Annotated in this window: 21 protein-coding genes; 9 read left to right on the top strand and 12 right to left on the bottom strand. The window is 60.7% G+C overall.

The features are described from left to right. Positions 1-68: 68 nt before the first annotated feature. The 4 genes from HU766_RS00500 to HU766_RS00485 all read left to right on the top strand — a co-directional run bounded on the left by HU766_RS00500 (position 69) and on the right by HU766_RS00485 (position 3,431). Positions 69-488 carry a hypothetical protein gene (locus HU766_RS00500; RefSeq protein ID WP_186652622.1) on the top strand — a complete coding sequence of 140 codons (420 nt, stop codon included), beginning with the start codon at positions 69-71 and terminating at the stop codon, positions 486-488. 97 nt (positions 489-585) lie between these two features. After that, the gene (locus tag HU766_RS00495) at positions 586-1,038 is read left to right on the top strand and encodes a hypothetical protein (protein ID WP_186652621.1); all 453 of its coding nucleotides are present in this window, start codon (positions 586-588) and stop codon (positions 1,036-1,038) included. A gap of 26 nt (positions 1,039-1,064) precedes the next feature. Further along, positions 1,065-2,864, top strand: a complete 1,800-nt coding sequence (locus HU766_RS00490; RefSeq protein ID WP_186652620.1) for a DUF2235 domain-containing protein — start codon at positions 1,065-1,067, stop codon at positions 2,862-2,864. 132 nt (positions 2,865-2,996) lie between these two features. Beyond that, positions 2,997-3,431 (top strand): hypothetical protein, encoded by a 435-nt coding sequence (locus HU766_RS00485; protein ID WP_238338535.1) that lies wholly within the window; start codon positions 2,997-2,999, stop codon positions 3,429-3,431. A 48-nt stretch (positions 3,432-3,479) separates the two neighbouring features. On the opposite strand, the gene HU766_RS00480 is transcribed toward HU766_RS00485, so the two are convergent. Together HU766_RS00480 and HU766_RS00475 are read right to left on the bottom strand one after the other, a co-directional pair. Beyond that, positions 3,480-4,733, bottom strand: a complete 1,254-nt coding sequence (locus HU766_RS00480) for a DUF6685 family protein (RefSeq protein WP_186652619.1) — start codon at positions 4,731-4,733, stop codon at positions 3,480-3,482. A 38-nt stretch (positions 4,734-4,771) separates the two neighbouring features. Further along, complete coding sequence (locus tag HU766_RS00475; RefSeq protein ID WP_186652618.1) at positions 4,772-5,305, bottom strand: hypothetical protein; 534 nt, start codon at positions 5,303-5,305, stop codon at positions 4,772-4,774. A gap of 305 nt (positions 5,306-5,610) precedes the next feature. On the opposite strand from HU766_RS00475, the gene HU766_RS00470 reads away from it, so the two are divergent. Continuing rightward, a complete protein-coding gene (locus tag HU766_RS00470) occupies positions 5,611-6,102 on the top strand; it encodes a hypothetical protein (RefSeq protein ID WP_095063818.1) in 492 nt (163 codons plus the stop codon). Then, complete coding sequence (locus tag HU766_RS00465) at positions 6,099-6,806, top strand: OmpA family protein (protein ID WP_186652617.1); 708 nt, start codon at positions 6,099-6,101, stop codon at positions 6,804-6,806. The genes HU766_RS00470 and HU766_RS00465 overlap by 4 nt, the downstream gene beginning before the upstream one ends. On the opposite strand, the gene HU766_RS00460 is transcribed toward HU766_RS00465, so the two are convergent. Then, a complete protein-coding gene (locus tag HU766_RS00460; protein ID WP_095063816.1) occupies positions 6,774-7,121 on the bottom strand; it encodes a hypothetical protein in 348 nt (115 codons plus the stop codon). The two genes, HU766_RS00465 and HU766_RS00460, sit on opposite strands and share 33 nt — an antisense overlap. Before the next feature lie 111 nt (positions 7,122-7,232). On the opposite strand from HU766_RS00460, the gene HU766_RS00455 reads away from it, so the two are divergent. After that, positions 7,233-7,844 carry a hypothetical protein gene (locus tag HU766_RS00455; RefSeq protein ID WP_095063815.1) on the top strand — a complete coding sequence of 204 codons (612 nt, stop codon included), beginning with the start codon at positions 7,233-7,235 and terminating at the stop codon, positions 7,842-7,844. An 85-nt stretch (positions 7,845-7,929) separates the two neighbouring features. Then, positions 7,930-8,676 (top strand): hypothetical protein, encoded by a 747-nt coding sequence (locus HU766_RS00450; RefSeq protein ID WP_186652616.1) that lies wholly within the window; start codon positions 7,930-7,932, stop codon positions 8,674-8,676. A 26-nt stretch (positions 8,677-8,702) separates the two neighbouring features. On the opposite strand, the gene HU766_RS00445 is transcribed toward HU766_RS00450, so the two are convergent. The 9 genes from HU766_RS00445 to HU766_RS00405 all read right to left on the bottom strand — a co-directional run bounded on the left by HU766_RS00445 (position 8,703) and on the right by HU766_RS00405 (position 16,617). Beyond that, a complete protein-coding gene (locus HU766_RS00445) occupies positions 8,703-9,152 on the bottom strand; it encodes a hypothetical protein (RefSeq protein ID WP_095063813.1) in 450 nt (149 codons plus the stop codon). A 15-nt stretch (positions 9,153-9,167) separates the two neighbouring features. Next, positions 9,168-9,593, bottom strand: a complete 426-nt coding sequence (locus HU766_RS00440) for a hypothetical protein (RefSeq protein WP_095063812.1) — start codon at positions 9,591-9,593, stop codon at positions 9,168-9,170. A 95-nt stretch (positions 9,594-9,688) separates the two neighbouring features. Continuing rightward, entirely contained in the window at positions 9,689-11,008 is a 1,320-nt protein-coding gene (locus HU766_RS00435; RefSeq protein ID WP_186652615.1) for a hypothetical protein, read from the bottom strand. A gap of 28 nt (positions 11,009-11,036) precedes the next feature. Then, the gene (locus tag HU766_RS00430) at positions 11,037-12,170 is read right to left on the bottom strand and encodes a M23 family metallopeptidase (RefSeq protein WP_186652614.1); all 1,134 of its coding nucleotides are present in this window, start codon (positions 12,168-12,170) and stop codon (positions 11,037-11,039) included. Between the two features lie 13 nt (positions 12,171-12,183). Next, positions 12,184-13,359, bottom strand: coding sequence for a hypothetical protein (locus HU766_RS00425; RefSeq protein ID WP_186652613.1), 1,176 nt, complete (start codon positions 13,357-13,359; stop codon positions 12,184-12,186). A gap of 7 nt (positions 13,360-13,366) precedes the next feature. Beyond that, complete coding sequence (locus tag HU766_RS00420) at positions 13,367-14,458, bottom strand: hypothetical protein (RefSeq protein ID WP_238338534.1); 1,092 nt, start codon at positions 14,456-14,458, stop codon at positions 13,367-13,369. Positions 14,459-14,504: 46 nt separating this feature from the next. Beyond that, positions 14,505-15,260, bottom strand: a complete 756-nt coding sequence (locus tag HU766_RS00415) for a hypothetical protein (RefSeq protein ID WP_095063807.1) — start codon at positions 15,258-15,260, stop codon at positions 14,505-14,507. 12 nt (positions 15,261-15,272) lie between these two features. Continuing rightward, positions 15,273-16,106 carry a hypothetical protein gene (locus tag HU766_RS00410; RefSeq protein ID WP_095063806.1) on the bottom strand — a complete coding sequence of 278 codons (834 nt, stop codon included), beginning with the start codon at positions 16,104-16,106 and terminating at the stop codon, positions 15,273-15,275. Then, positions 16,099-16,617, bottom strand: a complete 519-nt coding sequence (locus HU766_RS00405) for a type IV secretion protein IcmW (RefSeq protein ID WP_095063805.1) — start codon at positions 16,615-16,617, stop codon at positions 16,099-16,101. Before HU766_RS00405 ends, HU766_RS00410 begins: the two co-directional genes overlap by 8 nt. A gap of 204 nt (positions 16,618-16,821) precedes the next feature. Between HU766_RS00405 and HU766_RS00400 the strand changes: the two genes are divergently transcribed. Then, the gene (locus tag HU766_RS00400) at positions 16,822-18,972 is read left to right on the top strand and encodes a YraN family protein (protein ID WP_238338533.1); all 2,151 of its coding nucleotides are present in this window, start codon (positions 16,822-16,824) and stop codon (positions 18,970-18,972) included. Positions 18,973-18,977: the final 5 nt, after the last annotated feature.

Below are 18,977 nucleotides of genomic sequence, written 5' to 3'. Positions count from 1 at the left end.
GACGGTGACGCGCAATGGGTGTGCGCAACTTGATACGCGGCTGAGGCCGCGCTGAGCAGAGGCTTCGCATGGTTGATAATCCACTGGAAGACCAGCTTCGACGGCTCCTTACCGGGCTGGCTGATCAGGCCATCGTGCGTGGTGAACAGTTCTTCTACGATGGCGGGGAGTTGTATGCCGACGATGTAGCCGATATCGGCCTGGTGTCCGTGTTGTGCATTGCCCAGGCGTTATCCGAGCGTACGGGGCTGGGCGGGTTCGGCTATGAGTTCGAGCTGGCTGCGCCTGCCAACCCAATCTTTCCGCTGCACGCCAGCCCTCAAGGTGAGCTGCCTGACTTCTTTCGGGTGGCACCCTTCGTGGCGGCGGTTTTCTACGGTGAGGTGCTCGCAGCCAGGCAAGATCTGACGCTGTTGTACCGCGCTGCTGTACAAGCTTTGCAGGATGGCCCTGGGCGTGCCTTTGACAAGGTGGGGGTGGCGAGCTGATCGCTGCATCTTTTTGTCAAAATAGCCTGTTAGAAAATTGATTTTCACCATATCTGTAGTTAGTATTCAGGCTACAGTGCCGCGCTAGGAGCATCCCATGCACGACGACGAAAACACGCGTCAAGCGTCTGGTCCCCACGAAGAACTACCCCCTGGGGTATTTCCGCCGATGCCAGGCTACACCACTGCTGACCTGCTCGCGGTTGCCAACGCCCCCGTCGAAGCATTGCTCGAAGAGCGCGCTATCGACCCCGGCCTGATCCGCGAAACCGTCATTGCGTTAGCCGAGCATTTGTATGCAGCATTCGAGCGAAATGACATTCAGTACCAAATTGCCACGTGGTACCAGAAGCCCTACGACCACCCAGAAATGCGCACACGCAGTATCGAAATAATTGCGGAGCAATTCGGCGTCATTGCGCTGGATGCGGCGGCAGATTCTTTGGACGGCTCACCCTTGCTCCACCTGGGTGAGGCGTTCTACGGAGATTTTATGGAGCGCGCGGGTAACGCAATAAAGGCCCACATTCTCAAGTTGAATGAAGCCTGAGCCGTCGTTGTTCATAGGGACATGAAATGAGTAAATCTGTGTACTTTAGTGTGTACCTGGATGGTACGGCTAATAGCAAAGATAATGATAAACCCACGGGTAGCCACACCAATGTAGCCCGGCTCTTCGAGCTGGATACCGCGCAAGGTACCAATCTGGCTGTCAACTCCGACCATGTGCCCTTGAAGTACGACCCGGCGCAATACGCCGGGCAGTCGGAGAAGATCTACCTCGATGGCGTGGGCAGCCAGAGGTCGAGCACGCCCAATGCGTTGCTCGAACGGGGAACCGGTTTGGGTGGCCAGAACCGTATCGAGCAGGCCTACGACGCCTTCGTCGCCTTTTGCAATAAAAACCAGGACCTCGATATCGATGTCAACGTGATCGGCTTCAGCCGTGGTGCGGCGCAGGCCCGCGCGTTGGCGAACGAGATCATCGACCGGGGTGTGCCAAGGCTCGACAGCAACTGGAAACCCACCCGTGAGTATCTTGTCCCGCCGGGCCAGGCCGAGATTAACAAGCTCGGCATATTCGACACCGTTGCTTCCTATGGCATCCCCATCACCGATAGCCACCCGAACAAAAATCTGGAGATAAGCAAAAACGTCAAGTCGACCACGCATCTGGTGGCGATGCATGAATATCGCTCAACGTTCCCTTTGACCAGTGCGCTGCGTAATGACGACAACTCGCGCATTGAAGAGGTGAAGTTCGCGGGCGCGCATTCCCAGGTCGGTGGCGGCTACCGTAATGATCTGTTGGCCGCTGGCCCGCTGGCGTTCATGTACGATCGCTTGAAGTCGGCGGGCATCGAGATGGGGCCAATGCCGCCGGAAGAGTTGAAGCGTATCGAGCAGTACAATGCATTGATCAAAGACCCCGAACGGCTGCAGGAAGCGTTGATCGACTCTCGCCTGATCAAAGGCAACGAGGCATTCAAGCGCAATGCCGATGGGTCGTTCACGCTTGTCAATAATCAAGCCTTCCCGACCGAGCGCGGTACGCTCTTGCCGTTCAGGCGGCAGGACCAGCCGTTCGGCCAGCAAGTCAATGGTCGCAAGGTCATCTTTGAAAACGATGACTCGCTGGGCGAGCCGCTTGTCCAGCGCATCGGCAGAAAGGTAGGTGAGAAATTCTTCGCGTGGGACGAGAAGGCTGAAAATAGCGCGGCCACCCCTGAAAACCCAGCCGGCAGCAACATCAAGGACAGGCTGGCGACCCGCAAGGCTGAGCACGCGTCACGATTGGCAGCTCAGTCTCAGCAGCAAGTGGCGGAACTCTCGTCGTTGCTCGCAAGCTCCAAGCCCGAAGTCGAACACCTCAAAAGGTTGGCGCTTGAAGAGGTTCCGGTACCCAAGCCGGCCTTTTCAGCCAACTATGCCGTGGTACGCATTGACCCCGAAGGCTCCTCGGCATTTGCCGATCTGGGTTTTGAATACGAGGCCAGCCGCATTGTTGCCGATGCGGCTATCGGCGCCCTTGCCAAAGCGCCCTTGGGTATCGATGATCCGTTCATGCTGCATGACACCAACGGCAATGTGGTGGGCACCCTGGAGGCTGTGCATGAGGCGCCATCGTTTGCCAGTGCGCGCGGCGTGCTGGTCGCGATCGACCTGCAGCATATAGACCCGGCGGCGCAGGCAGGGATGCTCTACGATGGCTTCAAGCAAGCTGCAACCTGGATCGCCGAGCGACCAGAAGGCACCTTGAAGGACGCCTGCGAGATACCCGGCGTGGATGGCAAGCCATTGGCGCGTGCGATGATTGCCTATTCTGCCGAGCGCGAACTGGAGCGTACCGTCACTTGGGATGCCCCCGAGCCGTGAAAGGGCTCGACGTTGCGTTGCATCAACAACAGGTGTCGGTAGGCGCATGCGGTTACGCTTTTTGCAGGCTGCTTGCTTAGAATGCACCTGTTACCGACGTGGGTCGGTCAGTCAATCCGTAAGGGCTACATGATGAAAATCCACAAATACCAGCCAGGCACCTTTATCGAGGTCGATGACATGGCCGGTGGCCGCCGGGTGGGGATGGTCTGCAAGGATGGCGTGACGTTCTGGGATTTACTCGATTCCGACCTCTGCACACCGCTGACGATTCACCCTTCCATGGCGCCGCAGGCGCTGGGCACCTTGACCCAGTTTGGCCAGGGCAACGGGTTGGTCAAGGCGACTCAGGCGCTGGTCGGCCATTTGCGTGCAGTGGGTGATCAGCGCCTCGATAGCGACCCGCTGTTTGTCATGCGCGCGTTGTGGTTCGTGTCGCAGCGGGCGAGCGGGGCGCAGGCCGTGCCTGACGCCGCGACACTGCTTTGGGCGTGCGAACAGGCTCAAGGCCAGGCGCAAGCAGCAGCACGCATCCACCAGATGGCCAAGCAGTATTGTTCAGCGTAGCGACTGCACCCAACTGCTTGTTCGAGCCGAAACGTCCGAGCCCCGCCTTCAGTCGGGGCTCGGTGCATCTGGGGTTGCCTGGCTGTCCAGTTGCCGCTCATGAAGGGCTGCATAGCCGTCCACGGTAGCGCGCAGGGTGTTCTGGGAGTGGCGGGAGACAGCGCCTGGGCTGTGCTGGCAAAGGCCCTCGAACACGCTCTGGGCGTCAAGCCGATGCACGCCAAAGGCTTCCTCCAGCGTCGCTCGCTCCACGGCTGGCCAGTCCACCTGTGTCGCCAGTTCGTGGCGCAGGCTCGCCGCTGCATGCTTGCCGAACACGTGCGCCACGCCAGCCTTTGCTTCCAGGCCAGGCAAGGCCTCAATGCGCTTGCGCATCTCGTCCTGGCGGTCGCGACGTTGCACGGCTGCGTTCTCCGAGGCCAACTCCACCAGTATCTCGCCGACGTTGGTAAAGCCTTCGCTGGCAAAGACCTCGGCAACCTTGCGTGAGCGCGGTTCCTCTTTGGGCAGGAAGATGGCCAGGCCATTGTCATAAGGGTGTGGCAGATCGCCCCAGAAGTGCGTTGCCTTGAAGTCGCGCAGGGCATCGAGCGCGTCAGAGAAGTAGGCGTCCTTGGCAACGGCGTAGATGGCGTATTCGTCGTTCAGCTGAGCCACCGCATCGGCATCCAGGCCGTAGCGCTCAAGGCGGCCTTGCAAGGCAACGGGTTGTTGCAGGTGCCTGGCGATATGCTGGGCCGCGACAAAGTGGTGCGAACCGCCGCTGTTGACCAGGTACAAGCCGTCATCCCAGTCGTGCCTGACCATGAAGTCGGAGCCGCCATGAACAATGCGCACCTCGGGCCAGCGCAGGTTTTGCGCAAGGCCCTCCTGGCTCAGGTCTTGGGTGAATGCCTGGCAGGCCTGCTCTGCCATCTGCTGCATGGAGTTGAAGCGATACAGTTCGGACTTCGACGCCGACAGGCCGGACACGTCGGTGATGTCGCAGGCGAAGTCTGCTGTCGTCTCGCGCCTGCTGAGCCGGGCCAGTGCGGGGATGTGCCGGTGCTCACCCTGATAGCGGCCGTTGGCCGAGCGCCAGCCTCTGACTTCGCCGCTGCTTTCGCTACCGTGGCCGAAGCCGATGCGGTGCGACCATTCATGCCAGCGAACCACGCTCGATAACGCGATGACACTTGCAGTGTCATCGACCCGCCTGCGCAGGGCGGGTTGCTCGGCAATGACCCGTCGCAGCCGGGCAGGGATGCCCAGGTCGTCCTTGACCGTTTCCAGAAACTTTGCAGCCAGTGTTCTGAAGCTCATGGCATGACTCCATTCAGCGCATGTCGGTTGGCGTGGCGTTACTGGGTGGCCCGTTTGACGGCGTCCGCGGCGTCGCGCGCTGTGCGTTTGATGGTTTTCGCCACTGTGCGCACATCGTACGCGCAACTGATGTAGGTGCTGCCTGAATCTACATACAGCCACTGGTCATGGTTGCCGACCTCTTTCTTGTAGTCGCCGATTGGGTCCTTGGGGACGCCGGCCAGCTTGGCCACCGTCTGGATGCTTTCGCCGCTGAATGCGCCGGAGTAGGAGTTGAAATCACCTTCGCCATTGGAGCCTGGGTGCAGTGCAAGCCGGGTGACGGGGCGACCGAAAACGTCCAGCGGGTTCGGCACCGTGTATTCGCCATCGGACAAGTCCGAGGCCTGCACGATGGCTTTGCCCTTGGCTGCTTTAACCAGTGCTTCGAACTCTTCTGGCGAGACATTGCGTTGGCAGGTCAAGACCTGAGCCAGGCGTGCGTTGGCCTCAGGCTGGTCGACTTGCTCGGCGTACGCCCCAGAGCAGGCGAGCGAAACCAGCAGCGGTACGGCGAGGTGCAGTGCTTTCATGCGGCAGATCCTTCTGGATGACAAAGTGCTATCAATTTAGCCTGTTAGAAAAACGTTTTTTGCATGGCCGCAGTGTGCGCTACGCCTTGCGGGCGGTCAAGCGAACGTCAGTGCATCCTCAGGATTTCACCTTGACGGCAAATGGCCTCAAATTCATACTCGCCATCACGAGCAACATTTTTCTAACAGGCCATTTTGATAATTGACAGGACGTTGAACGCTGGCTGATCGGCATCGCCTCCGCATGCTGCGACGCTTGTCTTGAACATCACCGTTCAGCTGGCCCTTACAAGGAGTTTTCAGGCATGTCCTACCCATTACCGCCACTTGCTGTGGAGCCGGGCCTGAGGGTGGTGGGCGATCGCCGCGCGGCCTTGTGGCTTTTGCTGGTGCCATTGCTGGGGGCACTGCTGGCCTTCGTCATTGCGGTCGCTGCGACCATGATGGGTGAAATGGCTGAAGGCTCGCCACGCTTCTACGCCGCGGCACTGTCGTTCTCGGTGCTTTTGTTTAGCGTGATTCTGCTGCCGGCCTACCTGCTCAGCGTGGGCTGGTACGCCTGGTGGACGCACGGCGCTGACCACCGTCGGCTGCGCCTGGGCCTGTGGCTTGTCCCGCTGGTGGCGCTGCTGTTTGCGTGGTTCCCCGTCACCTTGGTGCCAGGCCTGAAGCCACTTGGCCAGGACACTATCGACCCGCTGCGCATGTACTTGCTGGCAGGCGCACTGACGCTGCTATTGGGCTATGCCTGGTCGCTTATCGTTTTCGTGATCCTGCGGTTCTGGAGAGATGTATGAGCACCCTGATTGTCACCCCGCGCAAATTGCTACCGTTGGTGTTGGCGGTAGTGTCTGCGGCGCTTGCCCCACACGCTTTTGCGGGGTTTGAATTGATTGAAAGCCCAGCCGCGCCGGTGTCTTATGTAACTGCGGCGCCCCACGTGGACGACACTGCGCAGATGCAGCAGACGATCAACGCGCTGCGTGTGGAAATCCAGAGCCTGCGGGTTCGTCTGGCAGCCGCAGAGGCCGATGCCAACGGCAGCCGCCAGGAATTGCTGGCCATCAGGGCGGGGCAGGAGCAGGTCCAGGCCTCGATCAACCACATGACGCTCAACTTCGCCTTTGGCCACTCAAGGTTCCGCCCCAACGCCGCCGATGAAGACGTGTTGGTGCGCTCTGCTCATGCCGCGCGGCAGGTGAAGATCTTTGGCTACACCGACAGTGTGGGCACCCTGGAAGCGAATCGCCGCGTTGCCCAGCTTAGAGCGGAAGCGGCGAAGATGTACCTGGTTCGGCGTGGCGTGGAGGCCTCGAAGATCAGTGCCCAAGGCCGGGTGGGGGACTATATTGCGTCCAACGACACAGCCAATGGCCGCGCCGCCAATCGCCGGGTCGAATTCGAGTTCTCGACCACGGCCAATGAAGCCAGGCCCTCCTATGAAGTCAGTGAGGGCCGCGCACCGGTATCAGGCCTGCAGGCGCATGTTATCCAGGAATAACCGTGCCTCGGCAGCTGCCGCGATCGTAGCGTCGGCGGGCGATTCCCAGGCCACCCCGTTGTAACGCAGGCTGTAGCTTTCGCGGCAGGGGTGAAAGCCGATATGGGCCCAGTCGATCCCTTCGCGAGCAGCCCACTCGCCGAGGATTTCAGACCGGGTTTCGCCGGCCGTACGACGTTTTTCGATTTGCCCGACCACGTCTGCAAACAGGCGCAGGTTCTCAAGGTCGATACTGACCGAGGCCGGGCCGATATTCAGTACTCCACCCGGGTTACCGGGGGCAGCTTGAAATGCGCAATGAAACTGATGGCTCATTGATACTTCCTTGAAGTTTGGGCTGCAAACATACACACACTGTTGACAGTAACTTTGACCTTGAAGCCGCTTCAAGTTCAGTCTAGTCGACCCGGTGCAGGGAAGTTGAACATGTATTCACTTGGTGAACTTGAAGCATTCGTGGCGCAGGCCATCAGTGGCAATGTGTTTGCGCAGTCAGGCGGCGGCTTTGTCAGCGTGATGGCCAAGAGCACCCCGGCCATTCAAAAAGACATCCCGGCGGCATTCGAGATGTACACGCTGCTGGAGCATTTTCTGAAGACGTTGCCCATTCGCCATGAGGCGCTGGGCTTCGGTGCACCCACCATCAACCTCGAACCGGGTATCGTGGTGAGTCACGACGGCGGCAAAGTGATTGCCTTGTTGCCGATCCAGGCCAACCAGTTGGGCGACGTGGCATTCTGGCTGGCCGATGCGCTGCCCAGCCGAGAGGTCAAGGCCATGCCCGGAACGCTGGCACTGATGTTCACTGTCGAAACCCACGATGCGATAAATCACCTGCTGCCCGAATGGCTGGCCGCTTTCTATGTCCAAGGGGATGCACGGCATTGTGTGCCGATCCTGGCGCTGAAGTCGGTGCTGGAAGACGAACGTTTCGGGGGCGACTGGGTAGCGGTCGCCGTGCACCGGCTGACGGAGTTCGCCTTGCCCCAGGCAGCGGCGGAGCAGGCAGCCGGCGCGGAGATCAAGACCACACGTTAGGCGCTGTCAGCCCTGATCGCGGCACCCATCATCTAGAGTGTGAGGCGTGTGACGCGACGATGCGCCAATGGAAGGAGGTAACGAAATGGACCAAAACTGGGCAGCACGCAAGGGCAACATGAGCCTGGACGGCGGCTACAACGGCTCTGCGCAACAGGCTGAGGCCAACCTCCACGTTGGCCGCGACCAAGGGCGCCGGGAGGGCTTCGAGCAGGGGCGCTCCCACGGTTATTCACAAGGCTGGGATGCGGGCGCGGCCCACGCCAACCAGAAGCTGGAGCCGCTGCGTGGGCACGTGCGCCAGTACTTCGCAGAGGCGGTACAGCTCAGGGACCATGTGAAGCGTCAGAAGGCGGTAATCGACCTGATGTACGAGCAGTTGTCGCAAGTCGCCAAGGCCAACGAAGCCAACCGCAGCGCAGTGGCCGAGGAGGCCCGCCTGACCAGTGTGGTCGCCGCCCTCAACAGCGCCAATGAGTTGCAGGAACTCACCATCAAGGCGATGGAGAAGCAATTCGAGTCCACGTTTGCGCAATCTGAGCTGAAGACCGAACAGTACCAGCGCACCCTGGTCTTCACGCAGGCGGCACAAGGGCTGCTGGAGGAGCTTGCCGGCGAAGATACGCCTGAGGCCCGGCGTATCCGTGAGCGGTTCGTCGAGCGTTATCAGCAGCAGGTGGCGCTGGGCCTGCGTGAGGGGCACATCCAACGCCCGCCGGAGCAGGATGAAACGTTCCAGAAACAGCTGCCTGAAACACACCAGTTCATCCTGAGCATGCAGGCGGCGGTTGCACCGCGCTCGCAACCGGACGACTCGGACCCAGCGCCCTAGGCGCTGAGCCGGGCAGCCTCGGCTGGCTATTGCGCCGGGGCTTCAGCGGGCGGCAGTGGGGCAGGTGGGGGCGCGTAAGGGGTCTCATGGCCAGGGTTGCCAGGCTCAGCGCCTTGGCCGCCGGAAGGTGGGGCGTCCGGCGGCACGCACACCAACCCCGTTCGCACCTGTGCAGGGTACTGTTGCACCTGATACCCATACGCCGGCGGTTGGCGCATTTCGGGGGCCTGGCAGGTGCCTTCGACGACCCCCTGCTGAGGCGTGGCGAAGTCACAACGTTCACCTTCATAGCGACCGGAACACGACCGGTAGGCGGATACGGGGGTGATCCGCGTCGGTACTGGCACGTAGATGGTGGTGTTGCGCGGCAACTCCTGCCACTGCTCTTCAGCCGGCTCAGGGGCGTTCTGAGCCTGGGCAGCACTCACCAGGGCCAATGCGCTCAACGCCAGGGCGATCGATAGGGTGTTTTTCACAGGCGCCTCCAGGCATTACATGCCAGGTTCGTAGTCCGAACCGCTGGTGCGTGCGGGTGCCGGGTCGCTGTGATCCAGACCGGCATCCACGTCTACGCCACGTTCTTTCATCTCACTGATCATGTATTCGTAACCGACTGTGAAATGGGCCATGTCGTAGCCAGGGTCAGCCTGTTTGATCTTCGACGTCAGCGAGACGATTTCCAGTTTCACCGGGTCAGGTGTTTCGTCGGTATCCCAGTTACCCGAGTTGTTCTCCAGGTTGTTCAAGTGGAAGGCCTGGCTGAACGCCTTGCCATCCACGGTGATTTCCTGGGCCAGTTTCTGATAGAGGTTCTTGCCACCCAGGCCCTCGTCCAGGCTGGCATCGACCACCCGCAGGAAATCCAGATGGGCCTCTGGCGTGGCGGTGAGTTCTTTCCAGTTGCTGTATTCTTTCATTCCGTTCTCCTTGCTTGGATGTTTATGCCTGCGCCTTCATGGCTCCATTCGGCATTGGCTTGGTGCTGAGCCTGCCGCCGGGGTGGCGGCCCCCATCACGGGGTGTAATCGTTGCCTGACGATGGGCCCGAAGGCTTGCCACGGACCATGTCGACGATCCCTTGGAGCATTTCCTTGAGCCGCTCGGCGATGCGCTGCATGACGTCTTTGAGGCGCTCCAGGTGCGATTGCGCTTCGCCGTCGAAGGCCGGTGTATTGCCGGCGTTGGCATGCATGCTCTGGCTGGACGTTTCGAGCCGGTTCTTGAGCTTGTCGTAATGCGGGCTGCCGTCGGTTTCCGGGTTCAGCAGCTCTTCCTGGGCGCGCCCGTATTGCCGCGCCCAGCCGGTGAGGGCCTTGTCCATGGCTTTTTTGTTGCTCTGGGCCTCGGGCGACTGGCCTACAGCCTCGACGAATGTTTCGTGCAGGTCGGTGAATTCGCCATCGGGCTTCATCTTCTCGATCACTTCGGGCACGGTCAGGCCGGTTTGCTCGGCGCGCGCTTCGATCTGCTGGCGAACCTGGGGCATGTTGTCCGCATTCCAGAAGGCAACATGTGCCTTCTCGTAGTTGCTGGCGGCTTTCTCGACCTGATCGACCCGGTATTCGGAAAGGCGAGGCAAAACCGGCACCCGGCCAGCCGTTTCTTCCGAGAACGCAGGCTCTGCGGCTTCCTGCGCCTTTGAGCCGCCGCGCCAGGCATTGGCCAGCGCGTCCGCACCCTTGCCAAGGCCCTGCATGGCAGCACCCGTCAACGACGCGACGCCACCCACCAGCTCGGCAGTGCCACGCAACAAGGTTTCGGCACCATTGGCCTCGCGCTCCGAGCGTTTGCCAGAGGCAGCGTCATTCTCATGCAAGGAGGCGTTGATCCGCCGCACTTCCTCGGGGTCGAGCGAGTCCATTTTCTTCTTCACATCGCCCGCCACCTGCATCAGCGCATCGAGTGCCACGGGGTCGATCTCGGTGCGGGCAGTTGGCGCCTGGCTGGCGGGGGTATCCCGGCCAGCAGCCGCCCCCTGCGGCGTTGCGTTGGCGTCAGCGGCCTGCAACGCTGCCGCATCGATCGAGCGTGCGCTCCAGGTGGCTTGCGCCGAATGCTCGGCGTTGCCTTGGTAATCCAGCTGCACAGCCTGGCCGCGCTGCACTGCAGCGCCGCGTATGGCTTGCTCAAGCTCGGCGCCCCACAGGGTTTGCTCGCCAGCGGGGGATTTCAAGGTGACGTAGTAGCTTTTTGGTTGTGCAGGGTCGTTGTGAGCGGGCGCCGCGCCATGATGGACCAAGATGCCTGCGTAACTGCGCCCTGGCTCGGCGTGCGGCCCGGCAGCAGAGTGAGCGACGGCCGGTTCAGGCTTCTCGAGTTCTTTGGGTTCCATCTTTGATTACCTTTTCGTGGGCGCCGCGTTATTCAATGGATCTGGACACAGCTCCTTTCTGGGCGCGCTGATGCGCCCAATCGGTCTGTGCCCGTTGACCTGCCAATTTCTGCGACGCGTAAACGGCAAGCAATGCTTCAACTTTTTCTTTCTTGCGATAAATCGCTTCCGACAGGTAATTGCTGACACCTGTCGCCCGGTTGTAGTCGACCCACAGGGCGCGGCTGGAAACGTGCGTGATGCTGTTGTTCCACTCAGCGTCGCTGAACCGCCGGGTCGCTTCAGTCATCATCATTTCCGAAACCGACATGGTGTCGTAGCCACCAATGGGGGCTGTCGGCAAGGCACCATAGCCATCGGCGTCAGACAAGTACATCTCAGGTGTTTTGCCATCTGCTTCGGCGAGTGCGGCATCGGCGTTGGCAGCGGCCACCTGCACGGGTTCGGCCGTGGAGTCGGGGGCGACGCCGCCTGAGGGCACATTGCCGAACAGGATCTGGTGTTGCGCCTTGGTATCCTTGCCCAGGATCGGGTAGTGCTCCGGGTGGCCATCCTGAATGGAATAAGTTTGGCAGAAATAGGGTGCCGGGTCAGTCTTGTAGCCAATGTCGTCCTGGCGATTGAACACGGGCGGTAACTGGGCCGGGTTAAAGGGCCCACGGTGAGCATTTTCGGCAAACGCCTTGGCCCTGGCCGCATCCTTTTGCGCGGTGCCATAGGTGAAGTGCAAATGCTTGGTCATGCTGCTGCTGGGCGTATTGCCCGACAGGCCAAGTTGCTGCCCGGGTTTTACCGTAGCGTAGCGCTTCACGCCATTAGCAAAACCGCTAAGGTGGTAATACGCGACGATATCGCCGTTGTCCCGTTTGATCAGCACTGTGTTGCCCGCCGACCCTCGGCTTCCGGCAAATGCGATGACACCTTCAGTGGTCGCGTACACCGGTTGCGACGCGCCACTGGTAGAGAAGTCGAGGCCATCGTGCATGTGCGCTTTCTTGTTGGCCGAGCCGAAGTTGCCCGAGCCGCCGCCGCGGAATTTGCCGAAACGCCCGGAAACAACTTCCTTGTCGGTCGGCGATACCATGCAAGTGTCGGCAATGGCGCTGTGGGCGTAAACCGCCAGCCCCAAGGCAGCCACGCCTCGCAAGATCGTTCTGTTCATACCTTGCGCTCCGTCACTTAACACTCTGCTTCACGTTTTGCTTGGCGGCATCCGAGGCGGCTTGGCTGGTGCGGGCTTGTGCGCCACCTGCAGTAACTTCCAGCGACACCAGCGAAGCCAGTTGGGCTTCCATGCTTTCGTATTGGCGGTACTGCTTCTCTTGGATGGCCAGGTCCAGCGCCTTGATCTTCAGCAACTCGACCAGCGCGCCGCGCTCGTTCTGCGCCGCCATCACCCGGGCCCAGCTGTCGTATTCGGCGGTGTTGCCCGAATAGCGTTTGACCTCGTTACGGAAGTGCACCGCCAGCGGCAGGTCGGAGCCTGTCTCCTTGCCCTCTACACCCGAGTAGTCGAGCTGGATGGCCTTGAGGCTGGAGAGTGCAGGCGAGACCAGCGCGTCTTTACGGGCCTTGGACAGGGAATAGTCTTCGGCGGCAGACGATTTGCCTGCCGATGCTGGTACCGGGCCGTCAGGCAGGCCAGCGATGTTGTTGACGAACCCGACCTTGGCCTCGTACAGCGTTTCGCCTTCCATGGCGGGTTCGAACAAGGTAGCCACGGTCAGGTCGGCGCCCGGCATCGACCCGGTCGATTGGCACATGCCCGAATCGGCCTGGTCTTGCGTGCAGAACTTCTGCCGTGCCTTCACCAGTGCTGACTGGGCGCTGATCGGCTCGGCATAGGTGCCCGGTGCGGCGACGATCTCGGCTTTGACCCGTTGGCGAACCTCGGTGGTCATGTCGGCATCGCGGTTGCTCATCAGCGTTCGGGTCGAGTAGACCTTGCACGGCGAGAAGCCTTGGCCGAACTCACCGCCATAGTCGAAGCGGGCCTGCTTGACCCGCTGGGTCTGCGCCAGCACGTTCAGCGCGGTCGCCGTTTGTTGCGCCGCATTGCGCCCTGCCTCGGCAACGGTGTTGGCCGACAGGGCTTTCTGCTTGGTCATTACCGCGATGGCGGAGGTCAGGCGCTGGCTTTGGGTCTCGAGCAACGCCGAAAGGGAGGCGTCGACTGTGGACACCGCCCCGTTGAGCGTCTGGGTAGCCGCCGTGAACGCCGGCGCCACGACGGTTTCCTGATACTGCGGTGGGCAGTAGGCCCAGGCCAGCGTAGAGGTGAGGGCCAGCGATATGCCGAACGACACCTTCCATTTACGCGACTCGCGCGCTTCGTCGAAGTCCTTTTTCATACGCATCTCATTGCACCGCCTGCTTGGCGGTTTCAGACAGCACCTTCTGATAACGCGACTCCAGCGGCGCGTCGAGGCGGTCGGACGAGGCGACCACCAGTGTCGCCAGGTTGGCGATCAGCCGTTGGTTCTGCTCGTACTGCTGCTGATGGATCCATACCTCGAGGCCGCCCATCTTGGCGGCCTCCACCAATAGCCCGCGCTGGGTCTGGCGCGCCAGGTTGCCCGACCACTGCTCGGCTTCCTTGCCGCCGAAGTACTGGTTCACACGCAGCTTGAGCACTTCGTTGGGCGACTTGCCGCCGAACTGGTTGCTGCGGGTGTTGGCTGCGTTGATGGTCGACAAGCTGTAGGCCGGCACCGACAACATCGAGTCCTTGCGGTTTTTCTGGACCATGTAGGTTTCACCGGCAGGCGTCGCACCGGCCTCTTTGGCAAGCTTCTCGTCCGGCGGGCCAATCACATGCTGAATGTAGGCAGTACGCGCTTCGGTCGTCAGCGAGTTCTCTTCCGCAGGCTCGAACAGCAGGGCGGCATTGGTATCGCCGCCGGGCAAGGCGCTGAGCGTGCACAGCCCGGCATCCGCCTCTGCGGCGGTACAGAACTTGTCGCGGTGCTCTTTCAGGCGCGCTTGCATCGCCTGGGAGGTTGACGTCACCAGGCGACCCGGGGAGGCGTCGAGTACACCGACTGCCGCCTTGGCCTTGGCGGCCAGGGTGGTGAAGGCCAGGTCCATCGATTTGTTCTTGGCCACCGTACCGCAAGGGTCGAAGCCTTGGCCGGTCGCCGCGTTGAAGTCGAGGTAGGCTTTGGCGACCGCAGTGTTCTGCTGCTGCGCACGAATGGCGTTCACCAGCTGTTCAGACGTTTGCCGGTTGTTGTCCGCCACCACGTTTGCAGACAGCGCTTCCTGCTTGGTGGCAATGGCCACCGCCGAAATGATCTGCTCGAACTTGGTCGTCATCTGCGCACCGAAGCTGGTGCCAAAGGCGGCAATATTGGCGCCCACTGTCGCCGTGTGCGTCGATATCTGCGCTGCGGTCCATGCCTCTGCGGGGCCGAAACCGTACAGCGCACCGTAGGAAACACTGGAGAGCATTGTCGACCCCGCGACAATGCCCGCTAACTTGAGCCGAAAATTCATATCACTGCCCTGTGAGCATTGGCACGCGACGGTCCGTCACTTGCCCTACGAGAGAGTTGGCAGCCATCGCGCTCATCGCCGAGGTGGCGAGCTGCTGCGACTGGGCGGCGTTGCAGGCGGCTGAGGTGCAGTCGATGTGCGCCTCGGCGCGCTGATCGGTGATCATCGCGGTGTAGGCATACGCTGCCGCCTCGCCTTCGGGGGCGAGGGTGTTCTCGCTGAACGGCCCGGCGTAATCCACATCCCAGCCCTGCATGCCGTTGGCGTTGAGCGTGCACATGCCCTGCCTGGCCTCGGACACGGTGCAGTAGGTATCGCGGTGCATGGCCAGGGCCGACTGATCGGCCGTAACCCTGGAGCCCACACGCTGGGAGGCGTAAGTGGCCATCAGCCTTGCCGTGTCCTTGTCACGCTGGGACACGGCCTCCACGAACAGCTTGCCCTGCTCCTGGGCCGTGCATTTGATGGTTACCGGCTGCCCAACGGCAGAATCGAACGATGTCACGGCCTTCATCACCCGGTCGGACATGTCGATGGTGCCTACCGCGTTGGCCAGCTGCTTTTTCGAGTCGCTGTCCACCTGCGAGACGACGTTGGCCGACAGCGCGGTCTGCTTGACCGTCACCGACCAGGCACTCATTTCGCTCTGCATCGTGTTGAAGAACGTCAGCACCGATGCCCAGGTCAGCGCCTGGGCCGGCAGCGCCGTGGCCCCGACCGCAAGACCCACCGCCAGAACTGCTGCGATCTTTTTCATCGACAGCCCCTTTTAGTTGAACAGGCCCGCAGCGGAGCTGGACGACCCGCTGTTCGAGTTTGGCGAGGCACTTGGCGTGCTGACGGGTGCCGGTGCTGCGCTGGCAGGCGCCGCTACGCTATTGGTGCTTGCTGGGGCCGTGGTACCCGTGCCGGCACCGGCGCCACCGCCGAAGTCGGTCTGCACGTAGTTGAACGGGTTCACATCCACGGTGTAGGTGGCTTCGTAGCCTGCCGCGGCGTTGTGGTAGCCGCTGCCCAGCTCTGGGTCGAGCGTGCTCATGCCCTGGCTGACCAGGCCGTTGGTGAGGCCGTTGAGGTCGCCCAGCGAGGTGCCGCTGCTGACCTTGCCAATCGCCTGGTTGATCGGCGTGGTAACCATCGAGGCGACCTGCTGTACCGCCGAACACACCTTTTTCTGCGCGTATTGCAGAACCGCCGCCTGGGCGGAGGCGAGGATGCTGCCCAGGCTCGGGATGGAGCCCGAGAGGTCGAACAGGCTGCTAAGGCCACCGAAGCAATCCGCCGTGGCGCTGAACAGCGACTCGACATTGGGTGTGGCCGACGCCAGCTCGGTATGGATCTTCAGCGCATCGCCGATGGAGGCGCCAATGGTGCCTTCCTTGGTGCCCTCGGCGCAGTCCTCGGCATCGGCCTTGATGGCATCGGCGACGACCGAATCCTGCTGCGAGATCAGGCTGCTCGACGTCGCGCCCAGGCTGCTGGTTGCCCCGAAAGCCGGCCCGGCCAGCACCAGCCAGGCGCCCAGCACCCCGCCCAGCACCGCGCGCTTGCCCACAGATTTGCCTATCGCCTGTGCGACAGGGTTCAAGCGTCCCTTATACATCTGCGTAACTCCCCATGATCTGTGATATCTCGCGCAGCCGCTCCCCGCAGAAAATCTCGCTGAGCAGGTGCGTCTTGCTGAAGGCATCCAGCCGACGCCGAAACGCCGCCAGGTCCATCGACTGCGCTGAGTCGCTGCCTAACAGCGCGGCCAGCGCCCCGGTGAAAGCTTCATTGCGTTGCGCGACATACCGCACCAGGTACATGCAGCGCGACGAAGTGAGGTGTGCCAGCAGCTCGGCGAATGGCTGCGGAAGCCGATGCAGCACGCGCGCATAGGCCTCCACGAAGGTTTGGATTTCTTGCATCAGCAGCTGGATTTCGAACTGTTGCCCGGGAGCGTCTTCGTCAAAGTCCACGGCCCAGCGGTCCACGCGGTCCATGGCCATCAGAAAATTCAGCAGCTGGACATTGCGCGACGACGCGGCGAAGTGGCCCAAAACGCCGTGTGCCGTGAGATCAAGCTGGTCGATGGGCGGCACGGCCGCATCTGAGGTTCTGTCTTCGTCCATTCCCTGCACTCGCTTAAAGCATACTGAAATACGCTAAAATGCATCCTGTTTCTAATTCTGTATCAAAAAGACTGGCGTATCAACTTTTTGACAAAAGGATGTAGTAGGTCTGAGTGCTGGGTCGCATTGCGCGTTCAGCTGAACGTAAGGCGTTCTGTGGGTCACGCTCTGGCTAGGAAGATGACGTAGGTATGGAGGCTTGGGATGTCAGAAAAGGAATTGCGGTGCCGGCAGCATTACCAGTCGGTTTATGAAAGGAAGCAGCCTGTACTCGGTAAGGGGAGGGCTCTCGATGAATCCCTGCAGCATTTTCTGGATCAGCGCCCTTCAGGTAAAAATCACTCGGCACTTGACCGCGCGACGGGTTTGGCTTCAGCACCGTTTTGGCGTGATGCAGATGCAGTTGCACACTCCGAACTGGCCAGCTTGGCGCTGAGCCGCCTGCTGCATTTTGATAATGCAGCCAGTGTCGACCTGCTGCTGGAGCTGGCCAGCCATGCGCCAGATACCCTCAGATGGTCAATTCGTTACGCGAAGGTGTTCGAGCGTACTGATTCACCGCTATGGCTTGCGCTTCGTACGGCACTCACGGGGGATGAGTGGCAGGAATTCTTCGGGGTCTGTGACCGTTTGCTCGATCAGCTCAAGCCCTTTGATGAGCTGATCAGCAACGCTGAAAAACAGCTTGAGCATTTGTCCCTGCTGGAATTGCTTTCCTACCTCAGTGTGCTGGCTTATCAAGCGTTCTCCGAAGATGCCCCCGCTGATCGTTCTGGTCAGCAGTGGCAGGTCTACAGCCGCATTATCTTGAACAAACTCAGGGCTTGTTCGGAAGAGGATTTTCGTCTGAACGAGGCGCGGATCGGGCAGTCACTGAAACGGCATCTGTCACCGATCATTTTCCCTGGGGCGTTTACCCCAGACTCAGTGAGATGCCGTGAAAACCTCAACTCACTGAGCGTAATGATTGCGGCAACGCACGAGCGAATCGACTACGAGGCTTCAATCGACTGGTTCTGCTTCAATCCTGAATGTCGTTACCAGTTAAAGCCGGGTGAGCCCGTTATCTACAATGAGTCGGAGGCGGGGACAGAGCGGTGGCAACGTACCGGGCGCAAGAACGACCTGCTTTGGCACTACTGGATAAATCGTGCCGTGGAGGCATTCAGTACTTCCAGCATAGCCACTGAAATTATCGGCTCGCCCGAGAACCATGAGCTGAACCAGCTGGCCTACATCAAGGCAATACGCAGTGAGCTGCAACTGCAGCAGATCTACGGCCTGGGTGACAAGCTTACGCTCGATGATGGTGCTGAAGTTCAGCTTCACTCTGTGTTGCTGGCGAGTGAGTTGACCTCGGTGTTTTTCCAGAAGCATTTTATCCAGCCCTACCAGGATTACCTTCGCGAGTCCGGCGTGCTCGCCCATGCGCTTGGTCGATTGGCTATGAGCGGCATGCGATCAGGGGAAAACAGATTCCCCCTGACATGGTCCGAAGAGGAAGCAAAAGTCCGCAGGATCAAAGGCTGGACGGTCAGCAAGGAATACCCGCAAGGCAGCGCCGATTCCGCCAAGGCAATTCTCAGGTTCTGGACTAGCGACCTCAAAGCGCTTGCACAGCAGTTGAAACAGCATCCTGGGAAGCCTGTGCCACGCCTGGCTGAGCAACCCTTCTACAAAGTTGGCCGCTTCAGTTTTCAGTTTCCTTGGGTGGTCTCGGAGCAGAACAACGTGACCGCCGCCATCAATAATTTGCGACGCGTGAACGCCCGCCGAGCCGATGCACAGGCAGAAACCCAGCGTGTAGAGCTGGCGCTGGCCGAGAGCCTACGGCGACGAGGCTTTGCCGTAGAGGTGGGCTATCGGCCTCCCGTTACAGAAGAAGACGATGCCGGTGAAGTGGACTTGATCTGCCATCAGGATGGTGTGTTGCTGCTCATCGAGGTCAAGTCGGGTTATATCCGTTCAACCCGGCATGAGGTTTGGCTGCATCGCACCAACACCTTGCGCAAAGCCGCTTGGCAACTACAGCGTAAGCGGATTGCGGTGGCTAAGGCGTTGGTGGCTGATCTAGGTCTGCGTACCAGGCTGGGCTATGACGCGCAGCATCCCGAGGTGGATCTGCGGGCCTGGATCGTTGATACGTCCATTGAACTCGATGGGCAGGCAGTCGATGGGTTCAGAGTGGTATCACGTGAGGCGCTGGAAGTCATTTTGCGCGACGAGAAGCAGCTTCTTAAACCGTTGGATCAGCTTGATGAAAGTGGTCGCGATTCATTGTTCCCTGAGGGGTTTACGGCGGATCGATTTGTGGCTGTTGTCGAGTCTGATGAGCTGTGGCGGGGTTTCTGCTAGCGCTT

Origin of the sequence: Pseudomonas sp. SWRI77, from assembly GCF_014269105.1 — a bacterium.
Classification (GTDB): domain Bacteria; phylum Pseudomonadota; class Gammaproteobacteria; order Pseudomonadales; family Pseudomonadaceae; genus Aquipseudomonas; species Aquipseudomonas capeferrum.
This window is presented reverse-complemented; position numbering and strand designations above follow the sequence as displayed.